Below are 26,047 nucleotides of genomic sequence, written 5' to 3'. Positions count from 1 at the left end.
GAAAGACGATGCGCGGCTTATGCCAAATTCGTCGCTTTGAGTGTCCGCGTGATAGTGCCCTTTGGCTGGGAATGGCTGATCGACGGCGTTTCTGCCGTGCTGACTCTCCGTACTCACGCCGTCATCGCCAGGTGCCGCTGACGTAGCCGGTCTCGCCCGCCCTCCCGGCTTTACCTTATTGGTATGCGTTGCCCCACGGGGTCTTTCGGTAGTCTTTCAAAATAGCCGCCGTCTTTCCAGTTCGCGGGCACGGGATCGGAGTTCGGTTTCTCCACGAGCGCCCGCAATCCCTGCTCTCGGGATGGGTAGCTGCCGTTATTGAGGCGATGAAGTTTCAGGGCTTGCATGATCGTGCCAATGTCCTGCTGCGCAGCGACACGTCAGCCGTTCAGCAGCCAGCCGTACTTCAGTCGCGCATTGACGTGCTGCAATCTTTGCAAGAAGCGAACGTCCTCAAAGCGAGGTCGGGCAGGTTCACCTACTTCCAAGAATAAAAGATAGGTGCTCAATGGCAATCAAAGTGACTTATGGGCACGCCGCCGAGGCGGTCGTCCTCGGCGGTACTCTGAACGGACTCGGTGTCGTTCGGTCGTTAGCGCGCGCAACCTGAGTGAGGATCCTAAATGTGGTGGTCCGGCAGAGCCTTTGACGAGTTCCCCCGGATCGGGCGTCCGGAGTTGCCACGGCTCGGCGCGCCCGCTCGCGAAGATCCAGCAACGCTTTCCAGGAGGAACCGGTTGCGCGAAAAGGATGTCATAGCCAGGAACACCCTGGCATCCCGACCTGCAAGTCAGCGGAGCGCAGCTCGACTGTCATCGTTGATCTATTGTTTTCGTGACGAACTGAAGTCCAACTTCATGCCAACGGCTGGGACGCTGCAACCTTTAGCGACCCGACGCGCGGCTGCGTCCAATCGCGAAATATGGGCGCCGAGACCCATCGTGAAATTTGACGCATGACTTCAGACCCTGGGTGGGCGAATGCCCTACGGTATCAAACGTCGCTGAACCCGCTGTACGGGGACCAAGCCGAAATGATAGGAATGCGGAACATTTTGAATATTACGATAGTTTCGAAGCGAAAGAAGGGTTCACAACCGATACCCTCGGGCCTGACGGAATCCAGTCACCCAGGGACCAGTTCTCGATCCATACAGGATTCATGCTTGCGATCTCTCCCGTCACGATGTAGGCGCTAGGCTCCAGGCCGCCGACGCTGAACGGGCCATCGGTCTGGCTGTTGTCGAAATGGTTGGTGATGCGAATGTCGACGCTCTTGGCGACGGGCCCTGCAAGCGATCCGAGGTAGACCTGAATGCCCGCGCCGGCGCAACCCAGCGTCTTGGGGTTGATAATCCTGATCGCCCGGAGCACCGCCGTGTTGTCATTCGGTTCAATGTCGAGGCCCGCCTGCGGCGCCGTGCCCGCAATGTTCTGCCACACTGGGTTGTGGAAGGTGATGGTCTCGCCCGAAATGATCGTCACACCCTGACGACGGCAGCCGTCCGCGAGATGGTTGCTGATGTTGACGGACTTGCTCGTCACGCTGTCGTCGTTATAGCTGTTTGCGATGTAAATGCCGTCACCCCAGCAGTTGATGGTCGTCGGCGACGTGATGGTGACGTTCGAACTGCCGGCGATCGAGATACCCATGCCCCACTCGCCCGACGTGGCCGCATTGAGCGACTTGCTGCCATCGAGGTACGGCGACTCGAGAGTCACGTTGCTCACATCCCAGACACGCAACATCTGATACCAGTCGGCTTTGTGGGCGAGCAGCTGGATCGACGCGCCCTGTGCGAAGCGCATGTGCGTATTCGAGCGCAGCGTGAGCCCCGTGTTGTCGATCCGGCACTTCCCGGTGATCAAGAGAATCTGCCCGACCGACCCGTCGATCGCGGCTTGCAACGCAACGCGGTCATTCGTAACTCCGTCGCCTTTCACGCCGAAGGACGCGTCGAGCACGACGCCGTTCAGACTGGCGTCGCTCGCGCCCTGCGAGCCGGTGGCCGGGCTAAGGCTGACGCTGTTCGTCTTCGGCGCGCCGGTTGCCTCACCAGAGCTGGCGTTGCTCGCGCTCTGCGAGCCGGTGGCTGTGCCCGGACTGGCGTTGCTCGCGCTCTGCGAGCCGGTGGCTGTGCCCGGACTGGCGTCACTCGCGTCCGCGGAGCCGCTGCTCGTGCCCGGGCCCGTCTTGTTCGACGAACTGGCCGAAGCCGGTGAATTCGCGCTGCCACCGCCACAAGCGGTCAGCGCAATTGAGCCGGCGCCGAGGAGGAGCGTCGAAAGGAAGGTGCGACGCATGGTGCTGGGAATATCGGAGCGTGTCGGGGCCATGCTTGATTTGCTCGATGGGAAAATGCAACACGCCTGTGGCGTCCAATTGATTTGCGCGTCAGGAAGACGGAGCGACGGGCGACGAGAAACCGCCTCGGTGCTTATTTGGTTTTCGGCGCGAAAACCAAATTCCTTAGTGAAAAAGCCGTATTGGATATGTCGTGCCTGGAAAGTCCCGAGCGGCTGAGCGCACGAGCAACCCCGCCAACGAAAGGAATCCGGAGACGTGATCGCGCAAGCGACATAACTTGGCCCGCAGGCGAGGGATTGAAACGCGCCGATCGAGAGCGCTCAGGCAGACGCCTGAGCGTTCACTTGGATTACGGGGGAGACCGGCGCCGCATTGCAAAAAAACCGGATTCCACGGCCCACCACGCGAACTAGAATCAAGATCATCGTGGCGTCGGGCAATGACGATGGATATCGCACAGTGGCTGAGTGAGCTGGGACTCCGCCAATACGCACAGGCGTTCGCGGATAACGACATCGATCAGGCGATGCTTCCCGAACTCACCGAAGCGGATCTGAAAGAGCTTGGCGTACGGTCGCTCGGCCATCGCAAGCGCCTGCTCGCGGCCATCGCGGCGCTCGCGCCGTCCCCCGATCCCGTGCCCTCGGACGAACGCAGGCAGGTCACGATTCTCTTCGCCGATATGTGCGGCTACACAGCGCTTTCGCAAACGATCGATGCCGAAGAACTACGCGATCTGGTCGGCCGCTTCACGGCGCTCGTCGACGGCATCGTGCTGGCCTATGGCGGCACCGTCGACAAACACATCGGCGACGCCGTCATGGCGCTCTTCGGCACGCCGCGCGCGCATGAAACCGATCCGCTGCGCGCCGCCTGCGCCGCGCTCGATATTCACGCGGCGCTCGCCGACGCGAGCGCGAAAGGCTCGCATTCGCTTCAGGCGCATATCGGCATCGCGAGCGGGGAAGTGGTGGCGGGGACGGTCGGCCGCGCCGGTGCACAGGACTATACGGTGCATGGCGATTCGGTGAATCTCGCCGCGCGGATCGTCGGCGCGGCGCTGGCCGGTGAGACGCTGCTCTCCGATGGCGTGCGGCGCGCGCTCGGCGAGAACGCGGTCTGCGAAGCCGCGGGCGACATGCGCTTCAAGGGCATCGACACGCCCGCGCGCGTCTGGCGTCTGCGAAGCGCCGCGAGCCGGCCCGTGCCCGCGAATCGCGGCCGCTTCGTCGGACGGGCGGCGCAACTGGAGCAATTCCGCGTGATCACGCGCGCCTGCGCCGGGCAGCGCGAGGGGCACATCGTCTACGTGCGCGGGCCGGCGGGCATCGGCAAGACGCGCCTCGTCGAGGAAATGCGGGCGTTCGGACAGACGCTCGGTTTCACGGTGCATCGCGGTCTGGTGCTCGATTTCGGGGTGGGCAAGCGCCAGGACCCGGTGCGCGCGGTCATCGACGGTCTGCTCGGGCTTTCGCCCTCCGCCCCGGATGACGAAGCGCAGGCCGCGGCCGATGGTCTGGTGAACGCGCGCGTCGTCATGCCGGAACAGCGCATGTTTCTGTACGATCTGCTCGGCTTGCCGCAACCGGCCAACGATCGCTCGCTCTTCGACGCAATGGATCATGCGGCGCGCAAACGCGGCAAGGAGGCGGTGACTGCCGCGCTGACCGCCAATGCATGCCGTCGTGCGCCAGTGATGATCGTTATCGAAGACCTGCACTGGGCCGATGCGCAGTTGCTCGGCTATCTCGCGTCTTTCGCCGCCGGTATCGCCGAGGGCGCCGGACTGCTCGTGATGACCTCGCGCATCGAGGGCGATCCGCTGGATGCCGCGTGGCGTGCACGCCTGCGCGACCGGCCCCTCGCGACCATCGATCTCGGCCCGCTGCGCCGCGAGGAGTCACTGTCGCTCGCGAGCCATTTCATCGACGCGACCCAGCGTGCCGCACTCGCGTGCGTCGAGCGCGCGGCCGGCAATCCGCTTTTTCTCGAACAGTTGCTCCACAACGTCGAGGAAGGGAGCGGCGAGACGATCCCGCCCTCGATCCAGAGTCTCGTGCTCGCGCGCATGGACCGGCTCGCGGCGCGCGACCGGGCGGCGTTTCGCGCCGCATCCGCGATCGGGCAGCGTTTCAATGTCGCGCTGGTGCGGCATCTGATCGACGATCCCGGCTACGACTGCCAAGCGCTCGTCGCCAATGCGCTGATCATCCCGGAAGGCGACGACTTTCTCTTCGCGCACGCTCTGATTCAGGAGAGCGTCTATTCGACGCTCCTGCGCGGGCCGCGCCGGGACTTGCACCGGCGCGCGGCGCAGTGGTTCGCGCAGAGCGATCCGGTTCTCCATGCGCAGCACCTGGATCGCGCCGAAGACGAGCGCGCGCCGCAGGCTTTTCTCGACGCAGCCATCGCGCAACGTGCGGCGCATTTCACGGAATCGGCTCTAGGTCTCGCCGTGCGCGGACTCGAAATCGCGCGCACACCGCGTGAGCGTCATGCGCTCATGTGCTGTGAAGGCGAGTTGCAACGCGACGTGGGCGATATCGCGGCATCGATCGCTACCTACCGTGTGGCCGTCGCGCAAGCGCCCGACGACGGGAGCCTGTGCGAGGCGCAGCTCGGGCTTGCCGAAGGCTTGCGCGTGAACGAAGGTCTGGCCGAAGCGCTCGCGCTGATCGACGCCGCCGAGCAAACGGCACAACGCGAAGACCGGGTGAGCGAGCTTGCGCGCCTGCATCACCTGCGCGGCAACATCCTTTTTCCGCTCGGGCGCATCGACGAGTGCAGGATCGAGCACGAGCGGGGGCTCGCGTTTGCGAAGCGCCTCCACGCGCCGGAAGCCGAGGCGCGCGCGCTCGGCGGTCTCGCCGACGCGGCCTATGCGCAAGGCCGCATGAAGAGCGCGTTCGAGTATTTCAGCGGCGCGGTGGCGCTCGCGCGCGAGCACGGATTCGGCCGCATCGAAGTGGCGAATCGATCGATGATCGGTTTCAGCCGCATGTATCTCAACGAGACGCGCGAGGCTCACGCGGACGCCGTCGAAGGCTCGCGTGCGGCGGCGCTCGTCGGACAGCCGCGCGCGCAATTGCTGTGCGAAACGCTCGGCGTGTTCGCATGCTACGAACGAGCCGATGCGCGCGCAATGGAAAGACATCTCGATCAGGAACGGGCGCTCATCCGGCAACTTGGCGCGCGTCGCTTCGAAGCGCAAAGCATGGAGCTGCAAGGACGATGGCTGCTCGACTGCGGCAACCGGCACGAGGCGGAGCGCGTCCTGCGCGAATCGCTCGCGCTGTGCCGCGAAGTCGGCATGCAGTTCAGCGCCGCCAAGACCCTGGGCGCGCTCAGTCTGGCCGTGGAAGATGAAAGCGAGCGCGCGCGTCTGCTCGCGGAGGGCGCGGATCTGTTGCGGCGCGGCGCGGTCGGTCACAATCACCTGTGGTTCTATCGCGATGCCATCGATGCGATGCTCGCCGTCGGCGATCACGCGGGTGCGATCGGCTACGTCGAGGCGCTCGAGCAATACACGCGAGCAGAGCCGCTTCCATGGTCGCAATTGTTCGCGGCGCGCGGGCGAGCGCTCGCGGCGTGGTCTCAGCGGCGCGGCGGCGAAACGCTCGCGCACGAGCTTCGGCGGGTGCGGAACGGACTCAGGAAGGCCGGCTACACGCGGCATCTGAGCGCCGTTGACGCGGCGCTGGCCAGGCTGCGAGTCCGTTGAGCATAACGCTTGCCGGAAGACTGCTTGTCGTTCGCCCGATGTGCGCGAGTAGCCGAACCCATCGACCGCGCGGACTCGTCGATTACAGATTCAGCAGGCGCGGCGCTGTGGGTCTGCGCTGGGCAATGCTTTGGGTGCGTTCCGCATGAGGCATTGCGATAAGATCGCAAGTTCCCTCAACTATGAGCGTGGCGTCTGCGCCGCCTACATCGAATCATCATGTCCCACGAACATGCACCACACGACCATCTGGTCGAACACGCGGCTCATGCAGGCGATCCGCTGTCGCGCTGGGTAGCAGTCTTCACGGCGATTCTTGCGGCATTGGCGGGGCTTCTTCACTACGAGGAAGGCGTTCTGCAGACGCAGGCGCTGATTTTCAAGAATGATGCTGTTCTGCTGCAGAGTAAGGCGAGCGATCAGTGGAGCTACTACCAGGCGCAATCGAGCAAAGGCCACTTGATGGAGTTGGCAGCCGAGCTGGCGCCTCAAGAGAGGCAAGCGTTCTACCGCGACCAGATCACGAAATACGAAGACCGAAAGAAGGAAATAGCGGCTAAAGCGCGCGAGCTGGAAAAAGAGGTGGAAGCAGCAAATCAACGCTCGGAGGCAAAGGAGCACCCGCAACATTTATTCGGGCAAGCGCTGGCATGGCTGAGTGTAGCGATCTCGCTTGCGGCCATCACTTCACTCACGGGCAGTCGCAAACTCTTCTGGCTTGCGGGGCTCATGGGCGCGGCCGGACTCGGCGTGTCGATCTTCGCCTTCCTTCACCTTTAAGCGGCCTCAATGCACGGGACAGGCAGAAAGCTGATCATTTAATCCTTCCTGCTCAACGGTGAATGACACGAACGAGGTTCCGGCACGACGGGTGATTCGAACGACGTAGATGCTGTCGAAGTCTGCGCTTGCCCATTTCGGCACGCTTGCAGCATCTCCGCCGTAACGTTTGACGATGCTCCGGGCGGTCTCTTCGACAATCGCGTGCTCCCATGCGACCACCACGACGCTGCTCCGAAAGTTCGTGGAGAGCAGGGCGTCGGCGAGCTTGTCGACGTTCTTGAAACCGATGGATGCATCGACGGGCAAGCCGAAATAAATCGCTGTGGGCTCGATGGTTGCGAGCGGGCGGACGTAGTCATACTTGGCCCCGTGGTCGTTTTTTTGTTTCGCGGGATCGGGCGCGAAAATGGCGTCCGGCCGGCCAAACTTCGTTTCGATGACTCGTGGCAAGGCGAGCGCGCGATTCAGTCCTTGGCAGGAGAGTTGCCCGAGTCCTTCGTCAGGCTTTTCGCCGTGTCGGACCATCACAATGGTCTGCGTGGTTTCGCTGGCAGCGTAGGCACCCAATGGTGCAACGCATTCCGCACCGGCGAGAGCAATGGTCGCAAGTGCGGACGCAACGTGTCGAGCGTTCATTGATCGTGGCGGCCATTATGGTATCCGCTTCATTGTAACAAGCCAGGCCGGGCTTAACCCAGTCAAGACTTCATCATGCTGCGCGTGCCCGTGCTTGTCCGCGCGTGCGACGCCGTCTCGTCGGATTTGCGCTTTTCGACGCGTTGGATTTCTAGTTCAAAAAGCATTGCAGCCTCTCGAACCGTTTTCTGCCAGCGTTCCCTTTGCCGCACCTGGCCCCTGATTCCTTCTACGACCAAGACTGTCAATCTTGTGAGTTTAGCCATCGTCCTTGTTGCGGACGCAGGCTCGAAGGGGGACAAAGCGGCGAAGATGCGCCGCCTCGTCCTCACATCGCGAATGCGCTTACTTCGCCGCAAATACGGACACTCCACCATTGACGAACCCATTGGCCGCACAATTTGAACAACCGGCGGGGGACGTCGCTGACGAGTACGGGACAAAGATGAGGCCCGTCGCCGCGTCGATGGCAACCGAGTGCGCGTTGTTACCTGTGTTCAGGCGCGTAACAACGCTTCGAGATCCTGCGTCCACAATCGTCAGCACCGGTGTGCACGGCGATGCGGACGAGCAGGTGCCGTTCGTCGATGCATTGCCGGAAGGCGTCCACCTACTGGCGGCGTTGTAATAGCGATTGGTTGCACCATCATATTCAAGCTGATCGCCGCCGCCAGCGTTGAGCGATGCCAGAAGCGCGCCATTCGAACGGTCGAATATCTCCATCAACAGGGGCGCGTTGGTCGTCCCTTCTCTGCATCCAACCGCGATATCGTTTCCAGGTCCGAGCGCAAGACCGGTTGGATCGCAATTGCCCTCCCCATACATCGTGACGCCCGCAAGCGTCGTGTAGTTCTGGGTGCCGCCGCTCGGTATCGCACGAACGGACGCCCCCGGCAGTTTCACTAGCTCACCATGAGGATTCGCGGTGCTGCCGTCGACGTTCACGAAGAAGTTGTCACTGGCCGGATCGTACCGGCACGCTTCTAATCCCGCCGTGGGCTTGCCCGCGTTGTCGGTGAACGTCACCTTGGCGACGACGGTCTGCGTCGCCGTGTTGATGAAGGTCGCAAACGGAACGGGTTCCTCCGGGCTCGAGATCATGAAGAGGTTGTGCGTGGGATCGAGGCAGCCTTCATCGGCGCGCACGCCCGTCGTGCTCACGGTGATCTTGCTCACGACGGCACCCACACCGGGATCGACGATCTTTACCGAGTTCACGTCGCCCACATAGATGAGACCGCCGACCAGCGTCGCACCGTCGGGACCGGCCATCGAGTTCGGGCCGGGGCCAAGCCCCGTGAACGCGAGATTGCCTGTACCCTGAATAGCTTTGACGAACGTCTTCGACGGGATGTCGATTTGATCCAGTGACGCGTTATTCCTATCGGTGAAGTAATAACTGCTTCCGGAAACGATGCCGATATCGAACGAGAAATTAACGCCCGCCTTGACGTTCGGAACCGATATGTCCGATACATAATGCGGCGCCCCATTGTCGTCGTCATGCCCGCCGCAACCCGCGATCAAGACAGCTACTAATGCGAACATTGCATTCACCCGCATGGACCTTGGCATCGCACGCCTCCAATCATGGTTAGGAGATGACCTGCGTCAAGAGCGCGTCGAAAGTGACAATGGACGCTGCCATAGGATAAGCACGTCACCAAGCTGACGAATCTTATGGTTTTCCCCGCGCACCAAATCTCCCACGCTTAAGCGGTCCTTAAGGTTGCGCAATGGAAACTTATCGTCTTGTATCGACTACTTCCAAGATTCCGAAGACGACTACCACGATCGACCAGAGGATCAACGAGACGATCCCATACACGGACTTAAGGCTCAGTTGGCAACTTGGTTCGTCGCCTAACTTCTCACACTGGCCATTGCCTCGCTTCTTTCGATCTTGTTACATGCGGCGGGCCAAATGGTTTCGGGACCGCGTTCGCTATCTTCGGAGCCGTTACTCTAGTCATGGCCCGCATCTGGGTACGCGTTCGATCGCCTGCGCCACGTCGCTCCAGTAAATCAGAACGACAAAGGCGACGTCGACATACGCTAGGAGCGCTAGGGCGCTCCATTTTAGGAAGCGCGCATAGCGGTCGTAAGCAATGAAAATCTGACGATCGAAGCGAATATCGTAGTGCTATCAATTCGATTTCAACGCTTCCGATCGTGATTCGAATTCGATGGTCATGCGTCGACCAGTGTGAATAGTTATCGTTCCTGCAAACGCGAACAAGTTTCCCAAAGCAAACCGGAAACCGATTTTATTTTTCTCTTGATGGCGTATGCGCACGCCTGCCAGCAAGAATATGGACCGGCAATGTGCAATTGATGCGGCCTGCCTAACAGTTCGCGCAGAAGCCGGTCTATAGCATTGCACTCTGGGTAACTTCGCATTTGAAAGCCGTCACGCACGACCCGGGCTTGGCCACGGTGGCTCTTCTTCAAACTCTAACCGGCTACACGAGCACTATGGAACGCGTCCATGACGGCAACCCGAAGACATTGCTATCGATGATCACTCCCGCTTACAAGGTGGAGCACTTTGTCACTGAGTCTCTGACGTCTGCGCTGTCGCAGCCGCGCGCCAATGAAATCGAACTCATCGTCATCGACGACGGCTCGACCGATGGAACACTTGAACGAATTCTCAAAGTGCAGCGTGGCCCGTACGGTCGCGATATTCGGGTGCTACGTCGGGAGAACCGTGGGACGGCGTCGAGTTTCCCGTCGGACGCGTATATGAAGACTGCGCCGCGATTCCGCTTGTCTATGCACGCGCGCAGTCGCTCTTCCGTCTCCCCGGCGATCTCTATTACTATCGCCGACGCGCGGGCAGCATCACCATGAAAGCGACGCCATTCACGGTGGTGTCGCTTGCCACCTGCGCCGCGGAAACCATGCAGCGCTGCAATGGCGGCCCACTCGATCCGTTTTGGCTCGCAGTATTCCACAAGGTCTTCGCGTATGCATGCTTCCAGGCCGCGCGCTATAGCGTCTTCGCCGGAATCGCAGCGCGATACCCCAAAGGAGTTGCGCTTTCATATGAGGATAGTCGCCGATCGCCGCTGGCTTCAGGCCAAGCGCATCGTCAAACGTGCGCTAGGTCGCTAACTGTGCCCGCCGAGACCGGCATCTCGCGCGCATCCTCCGGCAAGCATGCGTGGCGGTCCGTCGGCAGGCAGTCAACGATAACAAATCACGAGGGGCGTTCAGCATGCAGATCTATCCGACGAGGCCCGGCTTTACCGCCGGCGAATCGTTCGAACTCGCGGTGCAGCCGGAATGCCGCTTTTGTGTCGCGATCTATCATCAAGGCAACGAAGAAACGTTGACGAGCGTGGGCGGCATCGCAGTGCAGCCGGGCGGCCCCGTGCACGCGGAACTGAAGAACGGGAAGATAATGTTCCGGTCGCCGGGAGGCGCGACACGCAGGCGCCACGACGAAGATTGGGGATGGCCTGTTATCACGATCCGGCCGCATACGGATGCGCTCGAGACAGGCGCGTACGTGGCGATCGCCTATGAAGTCGATGCGAACGGCGCACCGCGCACGGACCTCGGGCGTCGCGCCGCCGCGCACAAGCCGATCTTCGCGGGGCCGCCGGATAGCGATAGCATGGCGCTCGTCATTGTGAGGCCGCGCGCGCCATCGGCGCATATCGCGTATATCGTGCCGGTCAACACGTATCACGCTTATAACTCGACTGGTGGTGGCTGCTATTACGGCGATCCGATTCATCGCACGCAACCTCGGACGACAGTAAGCTTGCTGCGCCCGGGCGGCGGACTCGGCGCGCAACTCGGCGAGCCGACCGATCCATACGATCCGCGCTCGCCACGCCAGCAATTTACCCACTGGGATGCGAAGTTCATACGCTGGCTGCGCGCGGAAGGCATCGCGTGCGACTTCTATACGGATCACGATCTGCATCGCGGCACGGATCTCGTGCTCAAAAACTATCGCTGCATGTTGAGTGTCGGACATCATGAATATTGGTCCGTGCAGATGCGCGAGCGCGTCAGAAAATTCATCGCGCAAGGCGGCAATCTGGCAATCTTCAGCGGCAACACGTGCTTCCGCCCGGTCGATTACGGCGATGCACCCATTGATGGCGACTACAAGACGATGGTTCGTCTCGGGGCGCAATGGCCGGGACATGACGAGTCCGATCTCATCGGCCTCAGCTATGCGTACGGTGGCGGAAAGTATGGCGTATGGAAGCGTCTGCGCGGGGGCTGGGTCCAGCGAGAGCGCGAAGCGATCGGTTATGCCGTGCGCCAGGCCGATCACTGGGTCTTCGCGGGAACGGGCCTCGTTGATGGCCAGACATTCGGCGCGAGGGATCGGCTGGTTGGTTATGAAGTCGATGGCGTACCGCCCGTTTCCAATGGCTTCACCACGCTCGCGGATACGCCTGTGCTCACTGGCTGGGACATGGGCGGCAAGGGCGCGATGGGCGTGTTCCAACCCGATCTCGATGGCGCCCCCGATGCAGGGCTGGTATTCAACGGAGGCACGACCGACTGGGCCCGCGTGTTGATGGATTCGGAAGCCGAAAGCCGCGTGATCGTGGATCAGATCACACGCAACGTGTTGCGCAGGTTCATCGGCTGGCCGAAGCGCGTTATCGAACGTGATGACGTTATGCTTGACGAGGCGCCGGCATCCAACGATGAACCTGCAAAGGCCGCCGCCGCTGTGTAAGCATCGCTCTCCATAAGCATGCTACGGTCACCAGATAGCCGCGCAAGACGCCCATCCAGACCCGCGTCGCGACTGTCATGTTTTTCGGTCCGAGCGTGTCCAGCGAGGGCATGCGTCATGCACCGCGCAGCGCGCGATCGACCGGCGCGGGCGGCGCATCCTTGGCCGCGCGTGCGCGACGTAGCCGCATCGTGCCTGTATAGCCGACGATCACAAATGCTGTGCCGCCGACCAGCACGCCGATGATCGTCCTGCCGCTGAAGTCCGGGTACATCACCGAGCCTGTGAGTATGATTGAGAGCATCACGAGCATCCAATCACCGAACCCGTAATCAGGTTCAGTTTCTTGGAATTGAGCCACGGACCGAGCACGGCGCTGTCGTTGCAAAGGAGCAGCAGAAATACGGTGCCTCTCGCCAGCAGCACGCCCGCGAGCGTCTGCACCGCTTCCGTCAGCAGACCGAGCGGGCTGTCAGGGATGAGGACGAGTGCCGCCGCAAGCGCGACAATGCCGAAATGCGTTCGCGATTTCGTGACGCGACGCTCGATCCCTAGAACCGATACATCACCGATGCCATGCCGTTGAGATCGAGCCGGCGCTCGGTGATCGGGCTGCCGGCCGCATACCGCTGAAGCCGCCCCACCACAGCCGCGATGTTGCCGGACCAATGCGAGTCGAACGCGTAAGTGGCGTTCACGTTCAGATGCACGTCGCGCAGACCGGAGCTCGTCGCGTATTGCGGCAATCCCGAAGCCGTGCTTTCCTGCGAGTTCACGCCGAAGAACGTCTTCGTGTATGTTGCGTTCGCCCATGTGAGCCCTGGGCCCACGGAGAGGAGCAACTTGCCGAGCGGAGCGGAGACGAACAGATCGGCCATCGCCGTGAGGCCTTGTCCAGTACCGGCAATATCCTGATAAATCGCCGCCGCTCCGGTGAAAGCCCACCATGTGTAGTCGCCGAAGAGCCGCAGCTTCGGCCCATAATGAACATCGGGCAAGCCTTTTACACGCGAATCGTCGGAGGCGCTGCGCGACTGAAAATCGAAACTGAGTGACGCTCCGACGTGATAGTTCTCGGCGCGCCACGCATTGACGCCCAACACATCCGGGCCTTGCGAGAACACGCGCTCGCGCCAAGAAATGTCCTGGACCGGAAACGGCAACACCTGAAGCTGCGACGAGCCGGGAAACTTTGGGAATACGTACAAGCCGGGGCCGACCGATACCTTCCAGTCGCCGGTAGTAAGCGGCTCGTCGGCGTACGCAGGGCACGCGACGCCCGTCGCTGCCCAGGCGATTACTCCAGCGAGCGTGAATTGGCGCCTCATGCTTTCCCCAAGACCTGCGCGAGTTGACGCAATCGACGTGCAAGCGCGCGTGAGACGACGGGCGCCGGGTTGTCGCTGGAGACCGAGGCTGCCGCGCTTTCGCGCAGAAAGAGCGCGCATTCCCGCGCAACTACTTCGCGCTCGTTGTCGGATGTAATCATGTGGTATGAATCGTCGAGCCAGATAGTGCGCAAAAACGATGCACCGACGTTGGCCGAGACGTAGCGCGCGTTATGCGGGCTTGATGTTTCGTCGTCGATGGCGTGAATGATGAGGCAGTCCGTCACGATACTCTTGAGCTTCTTGCGAACAGAGCCCGCGAGGCGGCTCGCTTCGTGCAGCGCGGGCATGCCAATCGACGCGGGACCGACTTCGCTGATGTCGCTTTTCTGCATGGTGCGGGCGATCTTCGCACGCAACGCCTCATTGCGCAGGCCGTAAGGTTCGTGCTCGCGATAGCTGTAGCGCGAGCGCAGCGGCGTGTAATAGGCATAGCTAAGCAGGAATCGATACCACGGAATCGCCCGGCCGTCGTAGCTTAGCGTGACCGAGAGTAGCAGCAACGCCCGTGCTGACGGCCGCTCGTGCGCGACCGCCGCCGCGAGCGTGGCGCCCATCGAGAGGCCGCAAATAGAGACGTGCCGATATTGTTTCGCGAGTTTGTCGAACTCCGCGACTGCCGCGTGAACCCATTGCTCCATAGGCTGATGCGCGCTGCGGGCGCTATATCCCGGCAATCCAGGCGTGTTGGTGGCGAAGCCTTCGTCCGCGAGAAAGCGCGCGAGGAAGCGCAGTTCGAGCGGCGAGCTCGACAGCCCATGCAGAAGCAGGACGGCGTGATCGTTGCCCCGAAACGTCGATTTGTTGGAGACGGTCATGCTGAGTCCTCGGCGCGCAATATGAGAAATTCGCCGGAGGGCATAGTAAAGCGGTCACATACACATTCGACCGGCCTCCACTCGTTCCGCCCGCCCGAAACAAACCGCATGCGATGATGCCCCGGCGTCAAGCGATCGCGCACCCGCGCGAGATGCAAAGCCCCGCCAGCATGACGCAGAAAGCGGGCACGAGTCCGCAGTAGTATTCGACGAGTACAGCGGCGATCAGGAACGCTGTTCCCGGCATGACTTGGCCGAGCAGCGGATGAAGCATGGCTCTAAAGACGGCGGCGGTAAACAGTGCTGCCGCGGCAATTATCCACCGGTTTGGGCCCCGAGCTGCCCACCGTTTCGAATTTCTGACTTCCATGCACTCGACACAAAAATGAACCATCGCCTGATACCGGCGCCCTAGCGCACGAGGGCCGGCCAATCTCCGGGCGGCGCCGGCAGGTTGACCGCTGCGCGCGTGCGTACTTCCATATACTGAGTCACTGCCAAGAAGTCAACTCGGAGACACCGATGCGTCTTCTTTCCTACGTCTTGGGCCTAGTCCTCGCGATGTACCTTTGCGCGATCCTCGCGCTGTTCTTGATGCAGGACCGCATGCTGCTGCCGTCCACGCCCGATGCAGCCGATCTGCGCTCGCTCCCACACGCTGGCGAGGACATTGAGCTGTGGAAGGCGCATGGCGAATACGCAGGATATATCGTGGCGCCGGTGGAAAGGCGGGCGCGCGGCACATTTATCGTCTATCACGGGAACGCAGAGTCGGCAGAGACGAAGCTGCCGCTCGCCGATGTGTTCGTGCGAAACGGATATCGAGTAGTCGTCGTCGAATATCCGGGACATGGCAACCGTGCGGGCGCGCGCACGATGAAGGCGGCACTCACAGCATCGCGCGAAGCGCTCGCCGGCGCACTGGCTCAATGGGGCGGGCCCGTCTTTCTCGTTGGAGAGTCGCTCGGCGCGGGAATGGCATCCCAAGTGACGAAAGGAAACGAGACGGCGGTAGCCGGTGTAGTGCTCATTACGCCGTGGGACTCACTCGCCGAGGTGGCCGCGGAGAAGTACCCGTTTCTCCCGGTGCGTTGGCTACTGCATGATCCCTTCGATTCGGTCGCTGCGCTGTCACACTTCGACGGGCCGCTCGTCATCGTTGGTGCGCAACAGGACACGTTGATTCCCGTTCTGCATGCAAGACGCTTGGTTAGCGAACACAAACACTCGCACTTGCTAGTTTTACCTACCGCCGATCATGACAACTGGTTCAGGCTCATGAGGGTAAGCGATTGGCGCGAGATCCTTGCGTTGCTTCGCGCCGGGTGAAGCGCTGTCGTCCATCGGCGCGATTAGATCTCTAGCGAACACTGCCGACGGGCAGGCACGAGACGAGGCCAACGCGGTTCCCTCGGTGAGAAGGGTGTAGTGACGATCGCTTTCGCCACGCGAAGAAAGTTACCGGCTCGTGCGGGAAAGCGCTGAACCACACCTACGCTTCGGTAAGCTCAAGAATCGAAGCTGATCTCCAACATACTCAACAAACCGAAGCAAGCGAGCCGATGCGCCGTGTGCCACTGACGCGAGCGCACGTGGCGTCTGATAAGAGGGCGTCAACAACTCACTGAGCAAGCTGCCCCGTCATATACACGACGGCGGAAATCCCCGACTGGAAGGCAGCCATGCGGCAATTCGCGATCCTCTACGAGGATCGCTTTACACGGCCGGTGCCGCCGCGCATGTAGACGGCCTGAATTTTCGATTGACTCACACGACTCTCCGATGATTTATCGATTCACGTCGCCGTCTTTCCGAGCGCCGTCCACAAGACAACAGTCGCCTTGCGAAACGCGGCGAGGTCGGGCGCATTCCTTCCCGAGCGGCGCAGAAATACGATCAGCCCCTGCCAGTGCGAGTAGATCAGCGCGCCTCTTATGCGGCATTCGTCCGCGGCTAGATCCGGATTGATCTGCGCGACGAGTCCGCTGAATACCGACTGATATTTCTCGCTGACTTCTTCCATCAGTTCGCGCACCGACGCGTGATGTTCGGCAAGGCACCAGCATTCGAGCGCGAACGGACTGATGAGATTGCCCGGCCGGGTCAGCGCGTTGAATGTTTCGTCGAGCACGGCGTGAAGACGCGCTTCAGGCGTCAGACGGGCATCGTCTCCCAACTCGTGAAAGCGGCGCAGATAGCGTTGCGCCAGTTCCTCGATGGTCGCCTTGAGAAGGGAATCGCGGGTGCCGAAGTAGTGCTGAAGCGTGGCGAGCCTGATGTTCGCCGCCGCTGCGACGCCTCGCTGCGTGAATCCGCCATTTCCCTCGGCCGCGAACACGCTGATCGCCGCTTCGAGAATTTCCGGCACGCGCGTTTCGCGTCGCCCGCGCAGGGATGCTTTTTTCTCCGTTCCCGCTATGTCGGAAAGCGCGATCGTCAGATTTTTCATGGCTTCGTTCCGCTGTGCATTCGACCAAAATAATTGAGTCATATGACCAATTTGATCGAATCTTATACCGCGTCGGGTGCATATGTGATGGCTTTAATGGTAAACGCCTAAGCGAAACGTCCTTGTTTATTGGTCGACTGACCACTAGTATTTGGTCATGGGACCAATAAACAACCGCCCCTGGAGTCGCGAAATGAACGATCGGTCGATGACGTTGCGTGAGCTGGTCGAGAAATGGCTGGCGCCCTACCTCGCGGCTCCCGCGCGCGTCGCGCGGCTCGCGCGTGACGAAGCCGGTTCGCATCGCTGCGTGCGCGTCGAGGTCAGTCGCGCGTCGCGAAACCTGTCGATGCTGTTCTTTCGCCATGACGATGGCTCCTGGCAGGTCTATCCCCCGCAAAAAGCGCGTCCCTTCATCAATGCGTGGTGAAGCGCGGCGAAAGCCCTTCGATCGTCGCTAGATTTTTCGTCTCAATGGATCGGAAAAACGTATTGGTCGCCTCATGCGTCCGCGCATAAGCTACCTGCAGACAAACGCATCCGGACAGACCGACGAGCGCGGCGCGCCAGGCGTCGTGCACGACCTTCAGCGAGCCAATCTGAACGCAGGGACCACGAACCATGTTCGCGGCCCCGGGGCGTCGTCGTCTTGGCGATCCGCGCGAGACCGGCAGGCCCTCGTCTCGCGCCGCGCTGTCGACGCCTCTCCGACGTTTGCGCCATGCCGCCACCAAGAAGCGGTGAAAGACAGTCGACAGTGCCCGATCACTCTCATTGGTGAGGAGACGATGCAAGCCAATTCAGTCGCGCAAAGCGCCGAACGGTCCGACAGACACGCCGCCATCGAGCGGAAGATCTTCCTGAAAGTGACACTGCGGATCGTCCCGATCCTCATACTGTGTTTCTTCATCAACTATATCGATCGCGCCAATCTCGGCGTGCTGTTCTCGCCCATATCCAAGGAACTGCATCTCACGGCATCCGCGTTCGGGTTCGCGGCAGGGGTCTTCTTTCTCGGTTACCTCGTTTTCGAAGTGCCCTCGAATATGGCTATGGTGCGTTTCGGCGCACGGCGCTGGATCGCGCGGATCATGATCAGCTGGGGCATCGTTACATGCCTCCTTGCGGCAACGCATAGCGTGCCCATGCTCTATACGCTGCGCTTCCTGCTAGGTGTGGCGGAGGCGGGCTTCTTTCCCGGCGTGCTGTTCTATCTGACGTTCTGGTATCCGCGTCATCTGCTCGGTCAGGCGTATCTGACGCTCGAACTGAGCGTGCCCGTGTCGCTCGCGCTCGGCTCGGTCGTCACGGCCGGGTTGTTGCTGATGGACGGCGTGGCAGGCATCGCGGGATGGCGCTGGGCCTTCGCGCTCGAAGGCATTCCGGCCGTGCTGATGGGTATCCTCGTGCTGTTCATTCTTCCCGATGGCCCGAAGCAGGCGAATTGGCTCACACACGAAGAGCGCGACTATCTGCTCTCGAAGACCACATCGGGTCATGGGCATTCGAAGGCGGATCTGGGCGAGCTCAAAGCCGTCGTTTGCGATTCGCTGACCTGGCTCTATATCGGTCTCGAGTTCTGCATCATCATCGGCTTCTGGGCCGTCACGTACTTTCTGCCGAAGATCGTGCAGGAACGCTTTCATGTCGATGCAGTCGCGGCGGGCCTGATCGCTTCGATTCCGTGGCTGGCGGCGGTCGTCGGCATCGCGCTCGTCGCATGGACGTCGCGCAAGACCGGCGACCGGAAATGGCATCTGCTGATCGTCCTGCTGCTGTCCGCGGTCGGCCTGTGCATCACGGCGCGGGTCGAATCGCCCGTCATCGGCCTGATTGGACTGTGCATCAGCGCAGCGGGCGTGCAGGCCGCGGTGCCGCTCTTCTGGACCATCCCCGCGATGTCGTTCAGCGGCGCGCGTGCGGCCATCGCGATCGCCTTCATCAACTCGGTCGCGAGCACCGCGGGACTCGTGGGGCCGTGGATTCTCGGCATATCGCAAGACCTGACGGGGACGAGCCGCACGGGACTCTACGTGATGTCCGGCTTCTTCCTGATATCGGCGTTTTTGGCCTTTCATGTCAGCCAGTCGCGCTCGAAAGCGGATGCCGGCCGCAGCACGCTCGACGTGCCGGCGACGGGCGGTGTCGGCCTGGAATGAAGGCTTCGAATCGAGGAGCAATACAGGTGCAAAACGATGCAGACGTAATGGCTCACGATCGCGCCGAGCGGGCATTCCCTTTCGGGCGTCCGGGCGCGCCGCTCGGTCCGCCACCCGAATATGCGCGCCTGCGCGCGGATCAGCCGCTCAGCAAGGTCAGCCTGTGGGATGGCTCGACGGCCTGGATCGCGACGCGTTGGGAGGACGTGCGCACGGTCCTCGGCAGTCCGTTCTTCAGCGTCGATCCATGTCGTCCGGGCTATCCGTCCGTATCACCCGCACGGGCCGTACAGGCGCGCTCGCGGCAGGCGTTCATCAACATGGACGACCCGGATCATGCGCGCTTTCGGCGGATGCTCACGAAAGACTTCATGCAGAAGCGCATGAGCGACTTGCGCCCGATGGTGCGGCAGTTCGTCGACGAGCTCATCGACAGGATGATCGAGCAGGGCCCGCCGCTCGACTTCGTCGAGCACTTTTCGCAGCCGCTGCCGTCGATGGTCATCTCCGCGCTGCTCGGCGTGCCCTACGAGGATCACGCGAGACTCGGCGAATGGAGCACGACGCGTAACGATCACACCGCTGCGCCCGAGGTCGTGCAGGATGCCGTGCGCAAGATGGAGGCGCATCTCGGCCGCATCGTCGCGCAAAAGGAAGCCGATCCCGGCGATGGCCGCGACATGCTGAGCCGTCTCGTCATCGAACAGATTCACCCCGGTCACGTGACGCGCGAGGAAGTGATGCGGATCGCTTCGCTGCTGTACTCGGCGGGACATGGCACGACCGGCAGCCAGATCGGTCTCGGCACCTTGTCGCTCTTGATGAACCCCGCCCAGCGCGCGGAACTCGACGCCGATCCTTCACTGCTCGCGGGCGCGGTGGAAGAGATGCTGCGCTTTCATACCATCGCGCATTTCAATTCGGCGCGCGTGGCGACGGCGGACGTGACGATCGGCGGGCAGCTCATTCGCGCCGGAGAAGGCGTCTATCCGCTGATTTTCGCGGCCAATCGCGATCCCGACGTGTTCCCGCAACCGGATACGTTCGACATCCATCGCAATCCGCAAGAGCATGTCGCGTTCGCCTACGGCATTCATCAGTGCCTCGGGCAACCACTCGCGCGTCTCGAACTCCATACCGTGTTCAGCATGCTCTTCAAGCGCCTGCCGGGATTGCGGCTCGCGGTGCCGGTCGAATCGCTCGCGTTCAACAGCACATCGCAGGTTTATCGGCTGGAAGCGTTGCCTGTCGCATGGTGAACGCGCCCGCCATGCCGTCTTTTTCCGGCAAGGTCGCGGTGATCACCGGTGGCGCGTCGGGCATCGGCCGGGCGACGTCGGCGTGGTTCGCGCGTGCGGGCGCGCGTGTCGTCATCGCGGACCGGAGCCGCGAGGAAGGCGATGCGCTCGCATCACGTCTGAGCCGCGATCAGGGCGACGCCTTGTTCATCGAGACCGATGTCACCCGCCCGGACTCCATCGAAGCGACGGTCGCGCGCACGCTGCGTGAATACGGCCGCATCGATTGCGCCGTCAACAACGCAGGCTTGTCCGAGACGCCGATCGATCTGACCGACGCGACGCCCGAACACTGGACGCGTCTCATGTCGGTCAACCTGCGCGGCGTATTTCTGTCGATGCAGCAGGAGATCCGGGCCATGCTGGGAAGCGGCGGCGCGATCGTCAACGTGTCGTCGCGCACGGGGCTGGTCGGCAAGCCCCGGCACGCGATCTACACGGCGGGCAAGCACGGCGTGCTCGGACTGACGCGTTCGGCCGCCGTCGATTACGCGCGGCACGGCATACGCATCAACGCCGTGTGTCCGGGGCTCGTGCGCACGCCGTTCGTAGAACGAAAATTCGGCGATGGTCTGCCCGCGCTGGCGGCGGCGATGAATCCAATGGGACGCATCGGCGAGCCGGAAGAAATCGCCGAATGCATCGCGTGGCTGTGTTCGGACGCGGCAAGCTTCGTCACGGGCGTCGCGTTGCCGGTGGATGGCGGCGCGGTGGCCTGAGCGCCGCGCCGCCGCTCTTCATGCTTGCACGCGCATCGACCGGCACAGCTCGCCGAGGCTCTCGGTGAGCCGTTCGACCGGCAACTCGTCGAGCGCCATCACCACGTCCATCACTTCGCGCGCCGCGCGCTGACGTTCTTCCGGGCCTCCGCCTGCCGCATCGAGCCCGGCCATCACGCCGAACTTGCTGCGGATCTGCGCGTCCGAGAAACGCGTCGCGGCGGTCCACGGGTCGCCCGTCGCGTTATCGGCAGTCGCGCTGAAGACGGTGCCGCGCGCGTGAATGTCGACGCCGCCGGGCACGCCGCGCCACTGTCCGCCCGTCATCCATTCGGCGATGTTCGATGAAGACGGCTCGGCGGTGACCGTCACGCGTTCGCGAAACGCCGCGATGCGCGGGTCGCTCATGGTCGCCGCGTCGTACCAGCGTGGACCCGGCGGAATAGCGTGGGCGAGGGCGGCGAGCGCGTGCGCGTGGCTGAACTCGGCGCTCAGCAGATCGCGCGGCTGCTGTTCGCGAAAGATGGGCGTGAGCGCGAAGGGATTCGCCCGCACCACGACGCGCGTGATTTCATCGGGCCGCAGCGCGTGCCGATCCAGCAGTTGCGCTAACGCGGTCAGGGGATGATGAATCCAGCGGCAGCAAGGCCAGGGCTTGTAGGTGGTGTTCAGGATCTGCCAGTCTTGCCCGAGGCCGGCGAGCAGCGCGTGATCGTCGTGGCCGGGCGAGCCGTAGAACTTCCAGAAGGCATTCTCTCCGTCGAGTATGTCCTTGAAGCCCGTGCTGCCGAGCCGCGCGAGCAAGGCGGACGACACGCCGATCTCCGCGCACCAGCCGGCATCGGCGTACTTGTACATCGGCTGCTCGACGGATTCCGCCCATTTGCGCAGCGTGGGCTGCGGCGAATTGCTGCCGCCGATGCCGAACGCGTGATTGGCCTGCCCGCCGTCGAGACGCGCGATATGCGCCGACGCCCCGATGGCCGCCCACGCGATGGTCGCGGCAGGCCCGCCGAGTTCGTTCCAGCCGATCACCTTGCCGTTCTCGATCTGCATTGGCGCGCCCATCCAGCTTCCGATGCGCGCGCCGACATCGAAGCCCACGGCGATCGCGCCGAGCAGATCGCGGCCGCTGCGCCCGTCGATTTCGGCGAGCGCCAGCGCGGAAAACACCGTGGCGTTGCCGAAGTGCGTCGACGTGGGAAAGGTGTCGTCGGCGTCGAGCACGTTGGCGAGGCGCGCGTTGGCATACGCGGCCGCCGTCGCGGAGCTGCGCCGCGCCGCGCCGACCACGCTCGCATGCGGCGCGCCTCCGAGCGTATCGACATACTCGAGCGCGATTCTCCCACTTGGCGTATCGACCGCGCCGAGCGCGCAGCCGATCGTATCGAGCAGCAGGCGTTTCGTTTCATGCACGACGGATCGGGGAAGATCTTCGAAACGCGTCTTCACGGTGAAATCGGCCAATGTCTGCGTGAGCGAGGTCATGCGAAAGCTCCTGAATATACGATGAACAAGCGCGCGTCATAGCGCGTCCTGCAGTTGCGGCAGCGCCTCGAACAGATCGCCGACGAGGCCGTAGTCCGCCACCTGGAAGATCGGTGCATCGGCGTCCTTGTTGATCGCGACGATCACCTTCGAGTCCTTCATTCCGGCGAGATGCTGGATCGCGCCAGAGATGCCGACGGCGACATACAGTTGCGGCGCGACGATCTTGCCCGTCTGCCCGACCTGCAGATCGTTCGGCGCGAAGCCGGCATCGACGGCGGCGCGCGATGCGCCCACGGCGGCGCCGAGTTTGTCGGCGAGCGGGTAGAGCAATTCGAACTGCTCCGCGCTGCGCATGCCGCGCCCGCCGCTTACGACGATGTGCGCAGCGCCGAGGTCCGGGCGATCCGAACGCGCCATGCTCTCGTCGACGAACGCCGAGGCGCCGCTATCCACCGCGCTCGCGACGGACACGATATCGGCGCATGCGCCGGTCGCATCGACAGGCGCGAAGGCGGTCGCGCGCACGGTTGCGCATTTGATCGCCGCGCCCGAGCGCACCGTCGCGATCGCGTTGCCCGCATGGATGGGGCGCTTGAACGTGTCGGCGGAAAGGACCGCGACGATTTCGGAAACGGGGTCCGTGTCGAGCAGCGCGGCGATGCGCGGCAGCACGTTCTTGCCGTGCGAGCTGGCCGCGCACAGGACATGGCTGAAATCCGCCGCCAGCGACACGACGAGCGCCGCGAGATTCTCCGGCAACTGATGCGCATACGCGACGTGATCGGCGACCAGCACCGTTTTCACGTGCGCGATACAGCGCGCTTGCGCCGCCACTTCCCGCACGTGATGTCCGGCCAAGAGCAGCGCGATGTCGTCGCCGATCGCCCGCGCCGCCGCGACGGTGTTCAAGGTGGCCGCGCCGAGCACGCCGTTCGAATGTTCCGCGATGACGAGAATGGCCATCAGATCACCTTTGCTTCGTTCTTGAGCTTGTCGACGAGTTGCGCGACGGACGTCACCTTCACGCCGCCCTTGCGCTCGGCGGGCGGTTCGACTCGCAGTGTTTCGAGGGAAGTCTCGACGGCGACGCCCATCGCGCTCGCCGCGAGCGTTTCGAGCGGCTTCTTCTTCGCCTTCATGATGCTGGGCAGCGTCGCGTAGCGCGGCTCGTTCAGACGCAGGTCGGCCGTGACGACGGCGGGCAGCCGCAGCGATACCGTCTGCAGGCCGCCGTCCACTTCGCGGGTCACGGTCACGCGTTGCGCCGCGACATCGACCTCGGCGGCGGACGCGAACGTGCCCTGCGGCCAGTTCAACAGCGCGGCGAGCATCTGGCCGGTCTGGTTGTTGTCGCTGTCGATCGCCTGCTTGCCGAGCAGGACGAGTTGCGGCGCTTCGCGTTCGACGACGGCCTTTATCAGCTTCGCGACACCGAGCGCGCCGGGCATCTGCGCCGTTTCGACCAGAATCGCGCGGTCCGCGCCAATCGCGAGCGCCGTGCGCAACTGCTCCTGCGCGGCGGCGGGTCCGACCGACACGGCGACGATTTCCGTCGCGATGCCTTTTTCCTTCAGACGCACGGCCTCCTCGACGGCGATTTCGCAGAACGGATTGATCGACATCTTCACGTTGTCGAGTTCGACGCCGCTGTGACCCGATTTGACGCGCACCTTCACGTTGTGATCGACGACGCGTTTGACCGTAACCAATACCTTCATGCTGACGACCTCATTGCCTGACTCCTGATTGAAAAATCACACTAGTGCGTGAGCTGCGGGCTATTGACTTCCACGTAGCCTTCATCGCGCGTTTCGGCGTTGAAGCGTTCGAGCTCGGCATGCGCGGCCGCTTCGCCTTGCAACAGCGAGCGGCTCGCGAACAGCAGCGCGCCGATCGAAACGGGCAGCACGCCGAGCGCGAGAAGAATCGCGAGCCTCAGATCGCCGGAAGCGTCGCTGACGATGCCGACGAAGTACGGCCCGAGCCCCAGGCCGAAGATGTTCGGCCCGAGTGAAAACGCGGCGAAGGCCGTGCCGCGAAGACGCGGAATGACGAGATCCTGCGTGGTGGCCTGAAGCGGGCCGAACCACATCGGCACGAAGAACGTCGCGACCGCGTACGCGCAATAGAAGGTCGTGACGTCTTGCGTGAGGTACTGCACCACGCTTGCCGCGCTGAACGCCGTCGCGGTCACGCAGACGAAATAGAGGCGGCCGAACGCGTGCCTGCGCTTGGCCCAGTCGCACAGGTAGCCGCTCACGCTGATGCCCGCGCCGCCCGCGATGATCGCGATGATGCCCAGATGCAGGCCGGCGCTCGCGGTCAGGCCGAGCGTGCGGCTCGCGTAGACGAACACGAAGGCGTTGACGGCGTTCATCGCGAACGCGAGGAATGCGCCCGCGACGGTGACGGCGGCGAAGGTCCGCGATCCCGTGATGAGACGGTGCGCGTAGGCGTCGCCGAGGCGCGTTGCCTGATACCAGTTCGAGCACACGTAGAACGCGACCGCGATGGCGGTCCACTGCACGAGGTTGCTCGTGATGTCGACACCGCCGACCGTCGCGATCACGGCCTTGCGGCCTGCCGAGAGCACCTGGTTCGTGCCCCACGTCGCCACGATCACGAGCGCGACGGACACGAGCAGATAGACGAAGTTGCGCGCGTACTCGCGGCGCGGCGCGCCCAGCGCCTGCAGCCGCAGCCAGCTCCACGGCGGCACCATCGAGCCGAGATCGCGCAGCGCGCTCGCGAACGGATGCGGGTCCTTCTTCGCGGGCACGGCGTCGAGCCGGCCGCGCATCGGCTCGCGAACCGTCAGCATCACGATGAGCGCGAACAGCATGCCCGGCACGCCGACGCCGATGAAAGAAGCCTGCCAGCCCGTCAGGCCGAGCGGCGCGTTGCCGTGCGCGAAGGCGCGTTCCCATGCCGACACGATCGAGCCGCCGATCGCAAGCGATGCGCCCGCGCCCACATATACGCCGACGGAATAGAGCGCGAGCACCGTGCCGCGCCGCGCGCGCTCGAAGTAGTCGCCGAGCAGCGAGACGGCGGCAGGCGTGGCGCTCGCCTCGCCGATGCCCACGCCGATGCGCGCCGTCCCGAGCTGCACGAAGTTGCGCGACAAGCCGGAGAGCGCCGTCATCAACGACCAGAACGAGAGGCCGAGCGCGAGCGTGCGCACGCGGCTCCAGCCGTCGGCGAGACGCGCGAGTGGAATGCCGAACACGCAATAGAACAGCGCGAAGGACGTGCCGTAGAGCAGGCCGAGCTGCGCGTCGGAGACGCCCAGATCCTTCTTCAGATATGGCGCGAGGATGGTCACGATCTGCCGGTCGACGTAACTGAAGGCGTAGATCAGCGTCAGGATGAACAGCACATACCAGCGATACCAGGGACGTTCATGGGTGGTCATGGTGAACCTTTGGGATGCGGCGCCGCCGCCTTGAAAGGCTCGGCACGGATGCGAATCGACGGCCGTGCGAGCGGGCTCGCCGGTCTGATTGAAGAGCGGTTTGCAAAGCGGCATCAACCGCTGCGGATCGTGGGCATGTCGTCGTGTCTCCT

19 protein-coding genes and 2 pseudogenes are annotated in these 26,047 nt (G+C 62.9%); 9 read left to right on the top strand and 12 right to left on the bottom strand.

Going from position 1 to position 26,047, the window contains the following annotated elements:
- Positions 1 to 178 precede the first annotated feature (178 nt).
- A pseudogene (locus AWB75_RS23310) lies at positions 179 to 380 on the bottom strand (type II secretion system protein GspG); the annotation flags it as partial.
- A 681-nt stretch (positions 381 to 1,061) separates the two neighbouring features.
- Positions 1,062 to 2,336 (bottom strand): right-handed parallel beta-helix repeat-containing protein, encoded by a 1,275-nt coding sequence (locus AWB75_RS23305; RefSeq protein WP_061126404.1) that lies wholly within the window; start codon positions 2,334 to 2,336, stop codon positions 1,062 to 1,064.
- A 410-nt stretch (positions 2,337 to 2,746) separates the two neighbouring features.
- Here AWB75_RS23305 and AWB75_RS23300 point away from each other — a divergent pair, with 410 nt between their 5' ends.
- Positions 2,747 to 6,028 (top strand): adenylate/guanylate cyclase domain-containing protein, encoded by a 3,282-nt coding sequence (locus AWB75_RS23300; protein ID WP_061126403.1) that lies wholly within the window; start codon positions 2,747 to 2,749, stop codon positions 6,026 to 6,028.
- A 219-nt stretch (positions 6,029 to 6,247) separates the two neighbouring features.
- Positions 6,248 to 6,808, top strand: coding sequence for a DUF4337 domain-containing protein (locus AWB75_RS23295; protein ID WP_061126402.1), 561 nt, complete (start codon positions 6,248 to 6,250; stop codon positions 6,806 to 6,808).
- A 6-nt stretch (positions 6,809 to 6,814) separates the two neighbouring features.
- On the opposite strand, the gene AWB75_RS23290 is transcribed toward AWB75_RS23295, so the two are convergent.
- The gene (locus AWB75_RS23290; RefSeq protein WP_061126401.1) at positions 6,815 to 7,447 is read right to left on the bottom strand and encodes a hypothetical protein; all 633 of its coding nucleotides are present in this window, start codon (positions 7,445 to 7,447) and stop codon (positions 6,815 to 6,817) included.
- Positions 7,448 to 7,792: 345 nt separating this feature from the next.
- Positions 7,793 to 8,995, bottom strand: coding sequence for a hypothetical protein (locus AWB75_RS23280; RefSeq protein WP_235012210.1), 1,203 nt, complete (start codon positions 8,993 to 8,995; stop codon positions 7,793 to 7,795).
- Positions 8,996 to 9,922: 927 nt separating this feature from the next.
- On the opposite strand from AWB75_RS23280, the gene AWB75_RS38670 reads away from it, so the two are divergent.
- The gene (locus AWB75_RS38670; protein WP_235012209.1) at positions 9,923 to 10,300 is read left to right on the top strand and encodes a glycosyltransferase; all 378 of its coding nucleotides are present in this window, start codon (positions 9,923 to 9,925) and stop codon (positions 10,298 to 10,300) included.
- 367 nt (positions 10,301 to 10,667) lie between these two features.
- Positions 10,668 to 12,158, top strand: coding sequence for a N,N-dimethylformamidase beta subunit family domain-containing protein (locus tag AWB75_RS23270; RefSeq protein WP_061126397.1), 1,491 nt, complete (start codon positions 10,668 to 10,670; stop codon positions 12,156 to 12,158).
- Here the strand turns inward: AWB75_RS23270 and AWB75_RS38665 are convergent.
- From AWB75_RS38665 to AWB75_RS23255, 3 genes and pseudogenes are all read right to left on the bottom strand, one after another.
- Positions 12,097 to 12,758: pseudogene (locus AWB75_RS38665) on the bottom strand (hypothetical protein); the annotation flags it as partial. The gene AWB75_RS23270 and the pseudogene AWB75_RS38665 overlap by 62 nt on opposite strands.
- A complete protein-coding gene (locus AWB75_RS23260) occupies positions 12,710 to 13,486 on the bottom strand; it encodes a MipA/OmpV family protein (RefSeq protein ID WP_061126395.1) in 777 nt (258 codons plus the stop codon). The gene AWB75_RS23260 and the pseudogene AWB75_RS38665, both read right to left, overlap by 49 nt.
- Positions 13,483 to 14,364: an alpha/beta hydrolase gene (locus tag AWB75_RS23255; protein ID WP_061126394.1), complete on the bottom strand. Its 882-nt coding sequence runs from the start codon at positions 14,362 to 14,364 to the stop codon at positions 13,483 to 13,485. Before AWB75_RS23255 ends, AWB75_RS23260 begins: the two co-directional genes overlap by 4 nt.
- Before the next feature lie 522 nt (positions 14,365 to 14,886).
- On the opposite strand from AWB75_RS23255, the gene AWB75_RS23245 reads away from it, so the two are divergent.
- The gene (locus AWB75_RS23245) at positions 14,887 to 15,693 is read left to right on the top strand and encodes an alpha/beta hydrolase (protein ID WP_061126393.1); all 807 of its coding nucleotides are present in this window, start codon (positions 14,887 to 14,889) and stop codon (positions 15,691 to 15,693) included.
- A 466-nt stretch (positions 15,694 to 16,159) separates the two neighbouring features.
- Here the strand turns inward: AWB75_RS23245 and AWB75_RS23240 are convergent, their stop codons facing one another.
- Positions 16,160 to 16,813 (bottom strand): TetR/AcrR family transcriptional regulator, encoded by a 654-nt coding sequence (locus AWB75_RS23240; protein ID WP_061126426.1) that lies wholly within the window; start codon positions 16,811 to 16,813, stop codon positions 16,160 to 16,162.
- Positions 16,814 to 17,006: 193 nt separating this feature from the next.
- Here AWB75_RS23240 and AWB75_RS23235 point away from each other — a divergent pair, with 193 nt between their 5' ends.
- The 4 genes from AWB75_RS23235 to AWB75_RS23215 all read left to right on the top strand — a co-directional run bounded on the left by AWB75_RS23235 (position 17,007) and on the right by AWB75_RS23215 (position 20,989).
- Positions 17,007 to 17,243, top strand: a complete 237-nt coding sequence (locus AWB75_RS23235) for a hypothetical protein (protein ID WP_061126392.1) — start codon at positions 17,007 to 17,009, stop codon at positions 17,241 to 17,243.
- 358 nt (positions 17,244 to 17,601) lie between these two features.
- On the top strand, positions 17,602 to 18,972 hold the full coding sequence (locus tag AWB75_RS23225) for an MFS transporter (protein ID WP_061126390.1): 1,371 nt from the start codon (positions 17,602 to 17,604) through the stop codon (positions 18,970 to 18,972).
- A gap of 47 nt (positions 18,973 to 19,019) precedes the next feature.
- Complete coding sequence (locus AWB75_RS23220; protein ID WP_061126389.1) at positions 19,020 to 20,231, top strand: cytochrome P450; 1,212 nt, start codon at positions 19,020 to 19,022, stop codon at positions 20,229 to 20,231.
- 11 nt (positions 20,232 to 20,242) lie between these two features.
- Complete coding sequence (locus AWB75_RS23215; protein ID WP_061126425.1) at positions 20,243 to 20,989, top strand: glucose 1-dehydrogenase; 747 nt, start codon at positions 20,243 to 20,245, stop codon at positions 20,987 to 20,989.
- An 18-nt stretch (positions 20,990 to 21,007) separates the two neighbouring features.
- Here AWB75_RS23215 and AWB75_RS23210 read toward each other — a convergent pair whose 3' ends face one another.
- The 4 genes from AWB75_RS23210 to AWB75_RS23195 are packed head-to-tail and all read right to left on the bottom strand — an operon-like array spanning position 21,008 to position 25,895.
- Positions 21,008 to 22,477, bottom strand: a complete 1,470-nt coding sequence (locus tag AWB75_RS23210) for an MmgE/PrpD family protein (RefSeq protein WP_061126388.1) — start codon at positions 22,475 to 22,477, stop codon at positions 21,008 to 21,010.
- A 36-nt stretch (positions 22,478 to 22,513) separates the two neighbouring features.
- Positions 22,514 to 23,443, bottom strand: coding sequence for an electron transfer flavoprotein subunit alpha/FixB family protein (locus AWB75_RS23205; RefSeq protein WP_061126387.1), 930 nt, complete (start codon positions 23,441 to 23,443; stop codon positions 22,514 to 22,516).
- The gene (locus AWB75_RS23200; protein WP_061126386.1) at positions 23,443 to 24,198 is read right to left on the bottom strand and encodes an electron transfer flavoprotein subunit beta/FixA family protein; all 756 of its coding nucleotides are present in this window, start codon (positions 24,196 to 24,198) and stop codon (positions 23,443 to 23,445) included. The genes AWB75_RS23205 and AWB75_RS23200 overlap by 1 nt, the downstream gene beginning before the upstream one ends.
- 41 nt (positions 24,199 to 24,239) lie before the next feature.
- Entirely contained in the window at positions 24,240 to 25,895 is a 1,656-nt protein-coding gene (locus AWB75_RS23195; protein WP_061126424.1) for an MFS transporter, read from the bottom strand.
- Between the last annotated feature and the right edge of the window lie 152 nt (positions 25,896 to 26,047).

The sequence above is a fragment of the Caballeronia catudaia genome (assembly GCF_001544755.2).
Classification (GTDB): domain Bacteria; phylum Pseudomonadota; class Gammaproteobacteria; order Burkholderiales; family Burkholderiaceae; genus Caballeronia; species Caballeronia catudaia.
This window is presented reverse-complemented; position numbering and strand designations above follow the sequence as displayed.